2 protein-coding genes are annotated in these 16894 nt (G+C 73.9%); both read right to left on the bottom strand.

Features of this window, described 5'->3' with window-relative positions:
- Nucleotides 1–399: 399 nt before the first annotated feature.
- Nucleotides 400–603 (bottom strand): MbtH family protein, encoded by a 204-nt coding sequence (locus SACE_RS14735; protein ID WP_009949801.1) that lies wholly within the window; start codon nucleotides 601–603, stop codon nucleotides 400–402.
- On the bottom strand, nucleotides 600–16889 hold the full coding sequence (locus SACE_RS14730) for a non-ribosomal peptide synthetase (RefSeq protein WP_011873916.1): 16290 nt from the start codon (nucleotides 16887–16889) through the stop codon (nucleotides 600–602). Before SACE_RS14730 ends, SACE_RS14735 begins: the two co-directional genes overlap by 4 nt.
- Nucleotides 16890–16894 lie beyond the last annotated feature (5 nt).

Below are 16894 nucleotides of genomic sequence, written 5' to 3'. Positions count from 1 at the left end.
GCAACGCCGTCGGGTGTCCGAACCGGACCGACCAGCGGTCCGGTTCGGACACTGCTCCTTGGAGGGTCGAGTGGGAACCGTCGATCGGAAAGCGCCCGTCCGTTACCCACGAAACCCGGCCACGCGTTCGACATCGGCGAAGCCTTGCAGCGGCGGTCATCAACGGCGAAACCCACGCCGCAGCCGGCACAGGCGGACCCGCCGAGTAGCCGTCATCAGCCAGTGCGAGCACGTCGCGTCAGGACACCTCGCCCACTTCCCGCTGTGAACGCCCGCATCGGGCCGGCTGAGCGGTGCCCGGCCTGCCCCTGACGCTCGGCCTCGGCCCAGCACGAAGGCCCGGCCCGCGGTGGGGAGACCACCACCGGCAGGGGCTTCGTGCCGCGCTCGTCGGAGGCGTCAGGAGGCTTCGCGCAGGCTGCGCGGGCGCAGGTCGGTCCAGTTCTGCTCGACGTAGTCCACGCACGCCTCCCGGCCTTCCGGGCCGAACACCTGCGTCCAGCCCTGGGGCACCTCGACGAAGGCCGGCCACAGCGAGTGCTGGTCCTCGTCGTTGCGCAGCACCAGGTAGCGGCCCTCGGGGTCTTCGAACGGGTTGGTCACCAGGTCCTCCTAGGCGGATCGATCTCGGAAATCGTGCGGCCGGGGCCGCGCACGGCGGCCCGCACCGCGCCGAGCACGCCGTCGGCGAGCCACCGGGCGGTCTCGGCGTCGAACAGGTCGGCGTCGTAGCCGAGCACGCAGTGCACCGGCCCGCCGCCGCGCGGTTCGTAGAAGCTCAGCGCCAGCTCGGCGGGGGTGGTCCCCGTCGGCACCGCCGAGAGCCCGCCCTCGTCGAGGGCGGTCAGGTTCGCCTGCTCGTGGTGCACGAGCAGCACCTGCGGGGCGCGTGCGGAGGGTACCTCGCGCAGCACGTCGTCGAACGGCAGTTCCTGGCGGTCCAGCGCGCTCAGCGCGGTCTCCCGGACCCTGCCGAGGAGCTCGGCGAAGGTCGGGTCACCGGTGGTGTCGGTGCGCAGGACGACGGTGTTGAAGAAGCAGCCGACCAGGTCGGTCAGCGAGTCCTCGGACCGTCCCGCGGTGAACGTGCCGATCGGCAGGTCCTCGCCCGCTCCCAGCCGCGTCAGCAGCGCGGCCAGCGCGGCGTGCAGCACCATGAACATGCTGGCGCCGCTGCGCTGGGCGAGGCGGTCGATCTCCTCGTGCTCCTCGGCGTCGATGACGAACTCGACGAAGTCGCCGCGGCCGCCGCGTGATCCGGCCCGGGGCCGGTCCACCGGCAGCGGCAGCTCGGGCATCCCGGCCAGCGCCTCCCGCCAGTAGCGGAGCTGGCGGGCGTGCCTGCTACCCGGGTCGGCGGGGTCGCCGAGGACTTCCCACGCCCAGCGCGTGTAGTCCGCGTAGCTCACCGGCAGCGGGGCCCGGTCCGGGACCGCACCCTCCCGCCGGGCCGCATAGGCGGCGGCCAGGTCGCGGAACAGCGGAACGGTCGACCACTCGTCGATGCCGAGGTAGTGCATCGTCAGCAGCAACCGCTGGCCGCCGTCCGGCGCGACGAGCAGCCGGGCGCGCAACGGCGACTGCTCGCGCAGGTCCGGCGCCTCGCGCGCCAGTTCGGCGACCCGTTCGTCCAGGTCCCCGGTGACGTCGAGGACTTCCAGCTCCGGCCCGTCCACGAGTTGCTGGTACGCCTGCCCGTCGCGTTCCACCACGACCGTGCGCAGCGGTTCGTGCCGGGCGACCACGTCGCGCAGCGCCGACGCCAGCGCGTCGGCGTCCATCCCCGAGGTGCGCAGCACCAGGGCGTGGTCGTGGCCGGGGAAGTCCCCGTACCGCGACCAGCGGTGGCGCTGCGGCGGAGCGAGCGGCAGCTCGGCCGGGCGCTCCCCCGCCCGCAGCGGCGCGCGGCCCGCCTCGGCGGAGGCGATCTTGCCGGCCAGCGCCGCCACCGTGGGCGCGTCGAAGACGTCGCGCACCGTCAGCTCCGCGGCGAACACCGAGCGGATCGCGCCCAGCAGCCGCATCGCGGCCATGGAGTGCCCGCCGAGCGCGAAGAACCCGTCGTGCACGCCGACCTCGGGCAGTCCCAGCACCTCGGCGAACAGTTCGGCGAGCGCGCGCTGCTGCGCGGTGGCCGGCCGGTCGTCGCCGGTCATCGCCGACCAGTCGGGCGCGGGCAGCGCGCGCCGGTCCACCTTCCCGTTGGGGGACAACGGGATGCGGTCCAGCTCCACCACGGCGGCGGGCACCATGTGCTCGGGCAGCAGCCCGCTCACGTGCGTGCGCAGCTCGGCGGTGTCGACCTGTCCCTCCGGCACGACGTAGCCGATCAGCCGGGAGCCCTCGTCCGCGACGACCACGGCCTGCCGGACCGCCGGGTGCGCGACCAGCGCGGCCTCGACCTCGCCCGGCTCGACCCGGAAACCGCGGATCTTGATCTGCTCGTCCACCCGGCCGAGGAAGTCCAGCGTGCCGTCGCGGCGCCACCGGACCCGGTCGCCCGTGCGGTACATGCGGGTGCCGGGTTCCCCGAACGGGCAGGCCACGAACCGCTCCGCGGTGAGCCCGTGCCGTCCCAGGTAGCCGCGGGCCAGGCCGCGTCCGGCGATGTAGAGCTCGCCGGGCACGCCCAGCGGCACCGGACGCAGGTTCGCGTCCAGCACGTGCGCCTGGGTGTTGGGGTCCGGGCGTCCGATGGGGACGGTGCCGGTTCCCGGTTCGGCCGTCCACAGCGTGGAGTTCACCGTGGCCTCGGTCAGGCCGTAGGCGACGACCAGCCGCGCGTGCCCTGCCCACCGCTCGATCAGGTGCGGCGGCACCGCCTCGGTGCCCACCAGCACCGTGATCCCCTCGGGGAGCCGGCACGGGGCGGGCAGGGCCGCCAGCAGCGCCGGTGGCAGCGCCGCGTGCGTGATGCCCTGTTCGAGCAGCAGATCCGTCAGCGGCTCACCCGCGACGCGGGCCTGCTCCGGTACGAGCACCAGCCGGCCTCCGACGCAGAGCGCCATCGCCGTCTCGAACACCGCGACGTCGAACGCCGGCGACGCGAACTGCAGCACTCGGCTCTCGGCTGTGACGCCGACCCGGTCGACCGCGGTCGCCACCAGGCTCGCGATGCCGTCGTGCGGGACGACCACCGCCTTGGGCCTGCCGGTGGAGCCGGAGGTGTAGATGACGTAGGCGGCGTCGTCGAGCCCTGGCGGCGGTGGCAGCGCCACGCCGGGCTCGTCGGCGACCTCGTCCAGCACCAGCAGCTCGACGCCGTCGGCCGCGGGCACCCGGTCGGCCTCCGCGCGGGTGGTGACCACGACGCCGGCACCGGAGTCGGTGAGCACGTAGGACAACCGCTCCCGCGGGTACGACAGGTCCAGCGGCAGGTAGGCGGCGCCGAGCTTGAGCGCTGCCAGCATCGTCGCCACGTTCTCCACCGAGCGCGGGAGCGCGACACCGACGACGTCGCCCCGCCGCACGCCCGCGGCCAGCAGCACGCCCGCCACGCCGTCGGCGCGGCGGTCCAGCTCGGAGTAGGTGAGCCGCCGGTCGCCGTCGACCAGCGCGACCGCGTCCGGTGCCGCCAGCACCTGGCGCTGGAACAGCTCGGGGAACGACAGCTCGGGCACCGGCCGGTAGGTGGTGTTGAACTCCTCCAGCACGCGGTCGTCGTCGGTGTGCACGTCCAGTTCACCGACCGGCCGGGCGGGGTCGGCGACCACGGCGTCGACGAGCACGGCCAGCCTGCGGCCGAGCGCCTCGACGGTCTCGCGGTCGAACAGGTCGCCGGCGTACTCCAGGCAGCAGGTGATCCGGTCCGCGTGCTCGGTGAAGCTGAACACGAGGTCGAACTTGGCCGCCCGGGTCTGGAACGGCTCCGGCTCGACCTCCAGCCCCGCCAGCTCGAAACCGCCCGCGGTGCGGCTGTGGTAGCTCACCATCACCTGGAACAGCGGGTTGCGGCCCGGCGAACGGACCGGGTTGAGCCGTTCCACCACCGCCTCGAACGGCACGTCGGCGTGCGAGAACGCCGCCAGGTCCAGCTCGCGGACCCGTGCCAGCAGCTCCTCGAACCCGGGGTCGCCGGAGACGTCGGTGCGCAGCACCAGCGTGTTGACGAAGAAGCCGACCAGGTCGTCGAGCGCCTCGTCGGTGCGTCCGGCGATCGGCGCGCCGAGCGGGATGTCCTCCCCCACGCCCAACCGGTTCAGCAGTGCGCCGACCGCGGCGTGCAGCACCATGAAGGTGCTCGCGCCGGAGTCCTGGCTGAGCTGCCGGATGCCGTCGCAGTCCAGCTCGACCTCCACCGTGCCGCCCGCGGAGGTGGGGCGGGCCGGGCGCGGCCGGTCGGCGGGCAGCTCAACCTCCTCCGGTGCCCCGGCCAGCGTCCGATGCCAGTAGTCGAGCTGGGACGCGGCCAGACCGTCCTCATCGGACGGATCGCCGAGCGTGCGCTGCTGCCAGAGCGCGTAGTCGGCGTACTGCACGGCGAGCGGTTCCCAACCGGGCTCGCCGCCGTCACGCCGCGCCGCGTAGGCCTGCGAGAGGTCGCGCAGGAACGGCCGGTCCGACCACTCGTCGGTGGTGATGTGGTGCAGGAGCAGCACCACCACGTGCTCGTCCTCGCCGGCCTCGACGACGGTGACCCGCAACGGGATCTCCGATGCGAGGTCGAACGGCCGCTCGATCGCCTCCTGCACGACCCCCGGCCGGTCGGCGACCACCTCGAACACCGGCCGTGCCTCCTCCACGGGCACCACCCGCTGGAACGGAACACCGTCGCGCACACCGAACACCGTGCGCAGCGCCTCGTGCCGGGCGGCCACGTCGGCGACCGCGGCGCGCAGCGCGTCCAGGTCGAGCTCGCCCCGCAACCGCACCACGATGGGGAAGTTGTAGGCCGAGGAGTCCGGCTCCATCTGCTGGATGACCCACAGCCGCCGCTGGGCGAACGACAGCGGCACCTCCTCCGGCCGCTCCTGGGCGACCAGCGCGGGCCGCACCGCCTCCCGGTCCCCGGTGCGCCGGACCAGCTCGGCCACGGTCGGGGCGTCGAAGAGGTCGCGAATCTCCAGCTCGGCGGCCAGCGCCGTGCGGGCCCGGCTGATCAGCCGGGTGGCCAGCAGCGAGTGCCCGCCCAGGTCGAAGAAGTCGTCGTCGATGCCGACCTGGTCGGCGCCCAGCACGTCGGCGAACAGCTCGCACAGGACGCGTTCGGCCTCGGTCCGCGGCGGACGGCTGTCCTGCGCGGTGGCCGGCACCGGCTCGGGCAGCGCCTTGACGTCGAGCTTGCCGTTGACCGTCAGCGGCAGGCGCTCCACGGTCATCAGCGCGGCCGGGACCATGTAGTCGGGCAGGCGCTGCTTGAGGTGCTCGCGCAGCTCGCCGTCGGCCACCGGCCCGACCACGTAGCCGACCAGCCTCGGCACCGCGGTGGAGGTGTCGGCCACGACGGCGGCCTGGGAGACGCCGGGGTGGGAGTCCAGCGCGGACTCGATCTCGCCGAGCTCCACCCGGTAGCCGCGGATCTTGACCTGGTCGTCGGTGCGCCCGAGGAAGTCCAGGTTGCCGTCGTCGCGCCGCCGCACCAGGTCGCCGGTGCGGTACATCCGGTCGCCCGGATCGCCGAACGGGTCGGCGACGAACCGCTCCGCGGTCAGCCCGAACCTGCGGTGGTAGCCGCGCGCCAGGCCGACACCGGCGATGTAGAGCTCACCCGGCACGCCCGGCGGGACCGGGCGCAGGTACGGGTCGAGCACGTAGGCGCGGGTGTTCCAGATGGCGCGGCCCACCGTCGGGCTGTCGCTGTCGAACGTGGACGCACCCAGCGTGTTGATCGTGTACTCGGTCGGCCCGTACAGGTTGTAGCCGTAGGTGCCGTCGGTGTCGCGCAGGCTCGTCCACACCGCCTCGGAGACGGCCTCGCCGCCGAGCAGCACCAGCGCGGGCCGGTACCCCTCGAGCAGTCCTTCCTCGATGAGCAGCTGGGCGTAGGTCGGGGTCACGTTGACCACGTCGATGCCGTGCTCGTCGCAGTAGGACACCAGCGCCTCGGCGTCCCGGCGCAGCTCCTCGTCGCAGACGTGCACCTCGTGGCCCTCGACCAGCCAGAGCAGCTCCTCCCACGACATGTCGAAGGCGAACGACACGGTGTGGGCGATGCGCAGCCGCCGTCCACCGGCCGAGGCGATGGCCGGGCCGAAGACCGCTTCCTGGTGGTTGAGCTGCATGTTGGTCAGCCCCCGGTACGGGGTGACCACGCCCTTGGGCTTGCCGGTGGACCCGGAGGTGTAGATGACGTAGGCCGGGTGCTCCATGCGGTCCGGCGTGCCGGGCGCGAAGCCGGGGCGCTCGGCGTCGGCGAGACCGGCGCCGGAGAGCCCGGCCAGTTCCTCGGCCACCGCCGGGTCGTCGACCAGGACCCGGTGCTCGGCCGGGGCCCCGTGCAGCGACGGGGCGACCGAGGTCGTCGACACCAGGCACACCGGCTCGGTGTCCTCGATCATCATCCGCAGCCGGTCGGCCGGGTGGTCGAGGTCCAGCGGCAGGTACGCCGCGCCGGTGCGCAGCACCGCGAACAGCGCGACGACCATCTCCGTCGAACGCGGAAGTCCCAGCGCCACAACGCGTTCCGGGCCCGCGCCGCGCGCGAGCAGCAGCCGCGCGAGGCGGTTGATGCGCGCGTCCAGCTCGGCGTAGGTGAGCCGCTGCTCGCCGAAGACCAGCGCCACCTCGTCGGGTGTGCGGGCCGCCTGGGCCGCGAGCATGTCGGCGACGGTCTCCTCAGACATCGGGTTGCGGCCGGCGTCCCAGTCCCGCTCCAGCTCGCGCCGTTCCTCCGGCAGCAGCAGGTCCAGGGTGCCCACCTCGGCCGAGAGGTCCAGCCGCTCCAGCAGGGAGGTGAACCGCTCCAGCATGGCCTGGGCGTCGCCGTGCGCGATGACGTCGGGCCGGTAGGCCAGCATCACGCCCAGCCGCGCGGCCGGGGTCACCACCAGCGTCAGCGGGTAGTGGGTGGCGTCGACGCTGCCCACCGAGCTGATGCCGAACTTCTCCCGGAGCCGCTCGAAACCGCTCTCGTCGGCGAAGTTCTGCAGCACGTAGAGCGAGTCGAACAGCCGCGCGTGGCCGGTTTCCCGTTGCAGGACACCGAGTCCCACGTAGTCGTGCGGCATCAGCTCGGCGCGCTGCGACTGGATGCGGCGCAACAGCTCCAGCAGCGACTCCGTCGGGTCGAGGGTGACGCGCACCGGGACCGTGTTGAGGAACATCCCGATGATGTTCTCCACGTCCGGGATGTCGGCGGGCCTGCCCGACACGGTGCTGCCGAACACGACATCGTTGCGGCCGACGGCGCTGGAGAACACCAATCCCCACACCGCGTTGAGCACGGTGTTGAGCGTCAGCCCGTGCTCCCGCGCGGTGCGCCGCAGGCGCTCGCACAGCTCCTCCGGCAACTGGACCCGCAGTTGTTCGGGAATGGCGGGCTCGCTGCTCGACGGCCCCAGCAATGTGGGCTCGTCCAGTCCGGACAGCGCGTGCCGCCAGGCGCGGACCGCCAGGTCGTTGTCCTGCCGCCCGAGCCAGGCGAGGTAGTCGCGGTAGGAGCCGGGCGCCGGCAGCTCGGCGTCCGGCCGGTCGTAGAGGGTGAACAGCTCCCGCAGGAACAGCCCCTCCGACCAACCGTCCCACAGCACCAGGTGGTGGGTGATGACCAGTCGGTCCCGGTCCGGTCCCATCCGGATCAGCAGCAGCCTGCACAGCGGCGGGCGGGCGAGGTCGAACCTGCTCCTGCGGTCGGCCGACATCAGTTCGCCGACGCGTCGCGCCCGCTCGTCCTCGGGCAGGTCGCCGAGGTCGACCACCTCCAGCGGCATCGCCGGTTCGGTGCCGATGAACTGCACCGGGCGGCTCAGGCCGTCGCTGGTGAAGCCCGCGCGCAGGCTCGGGTTGCGGTGCAGCAGCCGCGCGCACGCCGCCCGCAGACGCTCCAGGTCGATGCGGTGGTCGAAGTCCAGCGCGTCCTGCGCGGTGTAGACGTCGAGGGCCGACTGGTCGTAGCTGGAGTGGAAGAAAAGCCCTTCCTGCAACGGGGAAAGCGGCCAGATGTCCTCCACCGGCACCGGGCTGACCCGCTCCACGCGGTCGATCTCGGCCTGCTCCAGCGACACCGTGGCCAGGTCCGAGGGCGTGAGCCCCGCCGGTCCGCCGCGCGCGAGTGCTCGCACCGCCTCGGCCCACCCCGCGGCGAGCTCGTCGACGTCCTCGGCCGACAGCGCGTTGTCCTGCCAGGTCCAGTGCAGGCTCAGCCGCGGGCCCTCCGGCGTGTCGTCGCAGACCGCGTCGACCTGCAGCGCGTAGGGCGTGCCCAGGTCGTCGTCGGGCTCGACGGTCAGCGCGCCGGTGGGCGTCCAGTCACCGCCGGAGGCGGGCAGGCGGCCCAGGTAGTTGAACAGCACCTGCGCCGAGGCGGCCCCGGCCAGGATCGGTGCCGTCTGCGGGTTCAGGCCGCGCAGCATGCCGTGGCCGATGCCGCGGTCGGGTGCCGACCGCACCCCGTCCTTGACCGACCTGAGGACCTCCAGCGGCTCCGCGGCGCCGGACAGGCGGACGGGCTGGATGCTGGTGAACCACCCGACCGTGCGGGACAGGTCGATCCCGTCGGTGATCTCCTCGCGGCCGTGCCGTTCGACGTCCACGAGCAGGTCGGCTCCGGCGTCGCGGCCGTGGCGCTCGTGCCAGCGCGAGACCGCGATCCGCAGCGCGGCGAGCAGGACCTCCGTGACGTCGGCCCGGACCGCGGCGGGCACGTCGGTCAGCAGCGGCTCGGTCTCGGCGACCGAAAGCCGGGTCGTCGTCCGGCGCGCGGATCCCGCGGTGCCGCCGGCGTTCGCCGACGGCAGCAGTTCCGCACCGGGGCGCAGGACCTCCGTCCAGTACTCGAGCTCACCCATGCGCCGCGGGGTCTGCGCCTGCTCGGTGAGGACGCGGGCGAAGTGGCGCAACGACGTGCCGACCGGGTCGAGCACGGGTTCGCGGCCGGCGACCGCGGCTTCCCACGCGGTGCGCAGGTCTTCGGACAGGATCCGCCAGGAGACGCCGTCGACGGCGAGGTGGTGCAGCGCGAGGAAAAGGTGCCCGGGCTGCTCACCCGCGTCGAACCACACCGCGCGCAGCACGGTTCCCGCTTCGGGCTCGAGGCGGTCCACTTCGGACTCCGCCTCGGCCTGGACCGGCTCCGCGGACTCGACGCGGCGCAGCACCTCCCGCGCGGACACCGCCCCGGCAGGCCGGGTCTCCAGCGACCACAGCACTCCGGCGACGCGCGTGAGGCGCAACCGCAACGCGTCGTGGTGATCCAGGACCGCTTGCAGCGCGGCGGTCAGGTCCTGCTCGCGGGCACCCGCCGGGGTCCGCAGCAGCATCGAGAGGTTGAACCGGTCGATGCTGCCTCCGCGTTCGCGCAGCCAGTGCACGACGGGCAGCAGCGCCACGTCCCCGACGCCGTCGGAGTCGGCCATCGCGGCCTCGGCGGGAGTCTCGCCGCCGAGCGCGGCCAGCGCCGCGGGTGTGCGGTGCTCGAAAACGTCGCGCGGGCTGAGGTCGAGCCCGGCCTTGCGGGCCCGGCTGGACACCGCGATCGACAGGATGCTGTCGCCGCCGAGGGCGAAGAAGTCGTCGTCGACCCCGACCTCCTGCTTGAGGACGTCGGCGAAGATCTCGCAGAGCCGCCGCCTGCGCTGGTCACCGGGGCCGCCCGCCGCGCTCCGCCGCGTCGACGGCGCGGGCAGCGCGTCCCGGTCGAGCTTGCCGCTCGGGGTCACCGGCAGCGCGTCGAGCTCCACGAACGCGGTCGGCACCATCGCCGCGGGCAGCTCGGCCGCCAGCGTCGCCTCCAGCTCCGCGGTGTCCACCGGCGCGGACGGCACGAAGTAGCCCACCAGGCGCACCGACGGGCCGTCCTCCCTGGCGACGACGGCGGCGTGGGCGACACCGGGAAGCCGCGACATCGCCGACTCGATCTCGCCCAGCTCGATCCGGTTGCCCCGGATCTTGACCTGCCGGTCCGCGCGGCCCAGGTACTCCACGGCACCGTCGGGGCGGCGGCGCACGAGGTCGCCGGTGCGGTACATCCGCTCGCCCGGCGCGCCGAACGGGTCGGCGACGAAGCGCTGCGCCGTCAGCTCCGCGCGCCGGTGGTATCCCCTGGCGAGCTGGACACCGGCCAGGTACAGCTCTCCCGGCACGCCGTCGGGCACCGGGCGCAGGCACGGGTCCAGCACGTGCAGCCGGGTGTTCCACACCGGCCACCCGATCGGCACGACCGCGTCGGGCGCACCGTCGAAGGGCCACCACGTGACGTCGACGGCGGCCTCGGTCGGCCCGTAGAGGTTGTGCAGCCGCACGCCGGTCAGCTCGGTCCACTGCGCGGCCAGGTCGCCGCCCAGCGCCTCACCGCTGCTGAACACCCGGCGCAGCGACGACGCCCAGCCCGGGTCGGCGGTGACCTCGTCGGTGCCGAGGAACGCCGCCAGCATCGACGGCACGAAGTGCATCGTGGTGATGCCCTGCGCACGCACGAGCCCGGCGAGGTAGGCGGGGTCGCGGTGGCCGTCCGGCCGGGCCAGCACCACCGCGGCTCCGACGCCCAGCGCCCAGAAGAACTCCCACACCGAGACGTCGAAGCTCGACGGCGTCTTCTGCAGGACCCGGTCGTCCGCGCCGAGCCGGTAGCGGTCCTGCATCCACTCCAGGCGGTTGACGATCGCCCGGTGGGTCACCACCACGCCCTTGGGCCTGCCGGTCGAACCCGAGGTGTAGATGAGGTACGCGGGGTTGTCCGGCACCGGACGCGGCCCGTCCTGGGGAGCGGAGCCGGAGACGTCGGAGTCGGAGTCCTCCACGAACAGGCGCTCGGCGCCTTCCGGCAGCCCGGCCGCGTCCCGGGTGGTCACCACCAGGCGCGCCCGGGAGTCCGAGAGCATGTAGGCGATGCGGTCCTCGGGGTAGTCCAGGTCGACGGGAAGGTACGCCGCACCCGACTTCAGCACGCCGAGCAGCGCCACCACCAGCTCCGCCGAGCGGGCAACGGCCACCGCCACGACCTGCTCCGGCCCCGCTCCCCTGGCTCGCAGCCGTGCCGCGAGCCGCTCGGCGGCGGCATCCAGGTCCACATAGGACATCTCGGTCGCACCGAAGACGACCGCCGTCGCGTCGGGGGTCTTCGCGACCTGCGCCTCGAAGGCGTCCACCAGGGTTCGCCCGGACACTTCGCGGGCCGTGGCGTTGAGCTCCCGGAGCCGGTCGTGCTCGCGCTCGGACAACAGCTCGATCCTGCCGGCCGGCCGCGCCGGGTCGGCGGCCACCGCTTCAAGCACGCGTGCCATCCGCTCGGCGATCGAGCGCGCCTCCGCGTCGGCGAGCCGGTGCTTGAACTGCAGCTCCAGCTTCTCGCCCGGCATCACGACCAGCGTGAGCGGGTAGTGGCCCGCGCCGAAGAACTCCGACCCCGCGACCTCGACCGTCCCGCTCGCGTCGGTCAGGCGTTCCTCGGACGGGTAGTTCTCGAAGACCAGCAACGTGTCGAACAGCTCGCCGGCGCCCGCCAGCCGCTGGATCTCGCCGAGGCCGAGGTGCTGGTGGTCGAGCAGGTCGGACTGCTCGGACTGCAACCTGGTCAGTTCGTCGGCGATCGACGCGCCCGGCTGCCAGCGCATCCGCACCGGCACCGTGTTGGCCAGCAGGCCGACCATCGACTCGACCCCGGCGACCTCGGCGGCGCGACCGGAGACCGTCGTGCCGAACACGACGTCGCAGCGCCCGGTGAGCCTTCCGAGCAGCAGGCCCCACGCTCCCTGCACGACGGTGCTCAGCGTGACGCCCAGCTCGCGGGCGCGTGCGGCGAGCCCGGCCGTCACCTGCTCCGGGATGTCCACAGTGCACTGGCGGAGCGGACCCCGGTCCCCGGTGGCCAGCAACGTCGGTTCGTCCAGTCCGCGCAGCGCGTCGCGCCACGCGCGCCGGGCGGCCTCGTCGTCCCGCTCGGCCAGCCAGCCGAGGTAGTCGCGGTAGGCGGTGACCGGGGGCAGTTCCTCGCCAGGGGTGTGCAGGGCGAGCAGTTCCCGCACCATCACCGGCGACGACCAGCCGTCGGCGACGATGTGGTGCAGCGTCAGCACGAGCCAGTGCCTGCCGTCGCCGCGCACGAGCGCGCAGCGCATCAGCGGGGCCTCGGACAGGTCGAAGCGCCGCGACCGCTCCTCGGCCGCGACCTGCTCGACGTCACCGGAGACCTCCCGCCACGGCACCTCGACCCGGCGGTCGACGAGCTGCACGACCCGGCCGTCGGCGCGCTGCCGGAAGCCGGCGCGCAGCGGGGCGTGCCGCTCGGCCAGCCCCCGCACCGCGCGGCGCATCGACTCGCCGTCGACCTGACCGCGCAGCTCGACCACCTGCTGCACGAGGTAGTCGTCGGCCTCGGACTCGTCGAAGGAGGCGTGGAAGAACAGCCCTTCCTGCAACGGGGTCACCGGCAGGACGTCCTCGACCTCGGCGGGCAGCTCGTCGGTCTCCTCCTGCGTGAGCCGCACCAGCGGGAAGTCCGACGGCGTGCGGCCACCGCGGGCGTGCCGCACGAGGGAATCCAGCGCCTCGACCCAGCCGCGGCCCAGCTCGGCCGCATCGGACTCGGCGAGCACGCCCTCCGGCCAGGTCAGGGTCGCGCTGAGGCGCGGACCGCCGTCGTCGTCGCGCACCACGGCGTTGATCTCCAGCTCGTGGTCCACCGGCATGCGGGGGTCGCGTCCGGCGCCCAGCGGGTCCGCCTCGGGCGCGGGAGCCCAGTCGCGCCCGCCGCGCACCGAGAACCGCCCCAGGTAGTTGAACAGCACCGGCGCGCCGCCGGCCAGACCCGGTTCGGCGGCCAGGTGGCGCAGCTGCCCGTAGCCGAGTCCGCCGTCGGGCACGCGCAGTTGTTCCTTGACCCGCTTGACGGCCTGGTCGACCGATCCGGCGGCGAACTCCGCGGGATCACCGGGGTTCAGCCGGACCGGGAACAGGCTGGTGAACCAGCCGACCGTGCGCGTCAGGTCCACGTCGCCGAAGACGTGCTCCTCGCGGCCGTGGCCCTCCAGGTCGACCAGCAGATCCCCGCCGCCGCGCCACCGCCCGACGGCCACCGCGAGCGCGGTGAGCAGCACGTCGTCGACGTTGCCGTGGAAAGCGGCGGGCACCGAGCTCAGCAGCGGTTCGGTCTGCTCCGCGGGCACCTGCACGGTGAGCGAACGCAGCGTCGCCGCGGTGTCTTGCTCGTCGAGCGGGCGGCTGCCCAGTCCGCGGTCGGCGGGATGGCGCCAGCGCGCCGACTCTCCGCGGCGATCGTCGGCGTGCTCGCGCAGGAGTCGCGACCACGTGCGCAGCGACGTGCCGACCGGCGGCAGCTCGACGCGCTCGCCCGCGCTGAGCTGCTGCCAGGCCAGTTCCAGGTCGGAGGCCAGGATCCGCCACGACACGCCGTCGATGACGAGGTGGTGCGCGACCATCAGCAGCCGCTGCGCGTCGGGGAACCACACGACCCGCAGCACCCGGCCTTCTCGGGGCGCCAGCCCGGAAACCGCCCACGAGCGGTGCTCGTCGGTCACCGGTCCGTCCGCCGTCTCGACGACGTCACCGGCCCGGACCGCCGGGGCTTCGGGCACCTCCAGAGTCCAGTCCGGCCGGAGCCGCGCCCGCAGCACGTCGTGCCGGTCCACGAGCGCCTGCACCATCTCGAGCAGGCGTTCGTGGTCGAGCTCGGCGGGCGTGGTCAGCAGCGTCCACTGGTGGAAGCGCTCGATCTCACCTCCGAGCTCGCGCAGCCAGTGCACGATCGGCGTCGGTTCCACCGTGCCCACACCGGAATCCGCGCGCTGCGCGGCGATCCCTCGCTCCTGCGCGACCGCGGCCAGTGCGGCGGCGGTGCGCTGCCGGAAGACCTGCCTCGGCGTGATCGCGTAGCCGGCCCGCCGCGCCCTGCTCACCAGCTCGATCGCGACGATGCTGTCGCCGCCCAGCTCGAAGAAGCTGTCGTGCACCCCCACCGAGGGGAGGTCGAGGACTTCGGCGAACAGCTCGGCGAAGTGGTGCTCGGCGGCCGTGGTCGGCCGGTCGGCGCCGGCCAGCGCGGCCCAGTCCGGCACGGGCAGCGCGGCGGTGTCGGTCTTGCCGTTGGGGGTCAGCGGCAGCGGCTCGGCCAGGACCACCACCGGGTTGGGCACCATGTAGTCCGGCAGCAGGGTCTCGGCGAAGGCGCGCACCGCGGCGCCGTCGGCCTCGCCGTGCACGTAGGCCACCAGCCGGGTCGCGCCCCGGTGGTCCTGCCTGGCCAGCACGGCGGCCTGCACGACGTCGGGATGGCCCATCAGCGCGCTCTCGACCTCGCCCGGCTCGATCCGGTGGCCCCGGATCTTGATCTGGTCGTCGGACCTGCCCAGGAACGACAGCGTGCCGTCGGGCCGCCACCGCGCCCGGTCGCCGGTGCGGTACATGCGCTCGCCCGGCTCGCCGAACGGGTCGGCGACGAAGCGCTCCGCGCTCAGCCCGCGACGCCCCAGGTAGCCGCGGGCCAGGCCGCGTCCGGCGACGTAGATCTCGCCGGTCACGCCCACGCCCACCGGCCGCAACGCCGAGTCCAGCACGTGGATCCGGGTGTTGGGGTCGGGACGCCCGATCGGCACCGAACCGCGCCGGCCCTGCTCGGCCATCCACAGCGTGGAGTTCACCGTGGCCTCGGTCAGCCCGTAGGCCACGACGACGCGCAGCCGCTTGGCCCAGCGCTCGATCAGCTCGGCGGGCACCACCTCGGTGCCGACCAGCAGGACCGCGTCCTCGGGCAGCTCGCAGTCGGCGGGCAGCGCCGACACCAGCGACGGCGGCAGCGCGAGGTGGGTGACGCCGTGCTCCACGGCGTAGTCGGTCAGATCGCGGCCGGCGACCCGCCGCTGCTCGGGGACGACCACCAGCCGCCCGCCGGTGCACAGCGCCATGGACAGCTCCCACACCGCTACGTCGAAGCCGACCGACGCGAACTGCAGCACCCGGCTGCCCGCGTCGACGCCGAGCCGGTCCACGGCGGTGGCGACCAGGCTGCCGATGCCGTCGTGGGTGACGACCACGCCCTTGGGCCGCCCGGTCGAACCGGAGGTGAAGATGACGTAGGCGGCCTGGTCCAGCCGCACCTCGACGCCGGGGTCCTGCGCCGGCCGACCGGCCGCGTCGCCGACGAGCACCTGCGGCGGTCCGGGCGGGAGCTCACCGGCCAGCTCGGGCACCGTCACGACACGACTGGCCTCGCGCAGCATGAAGGCGATCCGGTCGGGCGGGTGGTCCAGGTCCAGCGGCAGGTAGGCGGCGCCGGTCTTGAGCACCGCCAGCAGCGCCGCGACCATCTCGACCGAACGCGGCACCGCGACCGCGACGACCTGCTCCGCGCCGACGCCCTCGGCCAGCAACAGGTGCGCGAGCCGGTTGGCCTCGGCGTTGAGCTCGCCGTAGGTCCGCTGCTGGTCCTCGCACACCACGGCCACCGCGTCGGGCGTCTCGCGAACCTGCCGCTCGAACGCCGCCGGCCAGGACAGCTCGCGCACCGCGCGGTCGTCGCGCCCGAACCGGTCGAGGACCAGCCTGCGCTCCTCCGGCGGTACGGGGTCGATGGTGTGCAGCGGCCGGTCGTCGGTGATGGCCTCCAGCACCCGCAGGAAGCGGGCCGGGTGCTCGCCGAGCTCGGCCGCGTCGAAGTCGACCCGGACCCCGCGCGGACCGTCGTGCACGGCGACCGACAGGTCGTTCACCGGGCCGAGCGAGAGGTTGTGCGCGCGGACGTCCAGGCCCGGCAGCTCCAGACCGTCCTCGAAGGACATGGAGTTGACCGTCGGCCCGACGAGCTCGGCGATCCCGCCCGGCACGCCGAGCTCCCTGGCCAGCTCCTCGCCCCGGAAGCGCTCGTGCGCGCGCACCTCGCGCACCTCGCGGTCCACCGCTGCCACCAGCTCCGCGGTCGTCATGTCCGGACGCACCCGCAGCCGCAGCGGGAGCACGTTGGACACCATGCCGGGCACGTCCCGGTGCTCGGCGGTCCGGGCGGTCACCGGCAGGCCGAGCACGACGTCGGTCTCGCCGGTGAGGCGGTGGGTGTAGGCGGCGACCGCGGCGATCGCCAACCGGGAGAGCCGGTGCCCGCTGCCGCACAGGGCCGCGACGCGGTCCTCGGGCAACTCGACCGACGTGCGCGAGGGCGTGCCCGCGGCGGTCACCAGCCGAGCCGGGTCCGGCCGGTCGGCCATGCGGGCGAGCCAGTGCTCGCGGTCCGCCGCCCAGGAGTCCGATGCCCGGTACCGGGCGTCGGACTCGACGAGAGCGGCCACCGGCCACTCCCGCGCGGCGCCCTCACCCCGGTACAGCTCGCCCACCCGGCGCGAGAGCACCGAGAAGCCGTAGGCGTCCATGACGAGGTGGTGGTACCGCTGGTACCAGAGGAAGTGCCGGTCACCCACGCGCAGCAGCGCGTGGGTGAACAGCGGCCCGCCGCCGAGGTCGGCCGGACGGGACAGGTCCGCCCGCATCCACTCCTCGGCCGTACCCAGCGGATCGGCCTCGGCGCGCAGGTCGTGCACCGGCAGCCGCCAGCCGGACGCGGGGTGCGCGATCTGCTCCGGCCCGCCGCCCGCGTCGCGGAACCGGACGTGCAGGCATTCCGCCTCGCGCACGGCCCGCCCCACGGCCTCGGTCATCCGGTCGACCTCCAGCTCGCCCCGGATCTCGTGGTACCAGGCGATGTTGTACGCCGAGGTCTCCGGATCGATCTGCTGGGAAAGCCAGATGCCGTCTTGCGCTGCGGTGAGTGCCAGCCCGGGGCGGGCCATGTCTC

This window comes from Saccharopolyspora erythraea NRRL 2338 (assembly GCF_000062885.1).
GTDB classification, from domain to species: Bacteria; Actinomycetota; Actinomycetes; order Mycobacteriales; family Pseudonocardiaceae; genus Saccharopolyspora_D; species Saccharopolyspora_D erythraea.
Note: the sequence above shows the minus strand (reverse complement) of the source record. Positions and strands in the feature narration are given on the sequence as shown.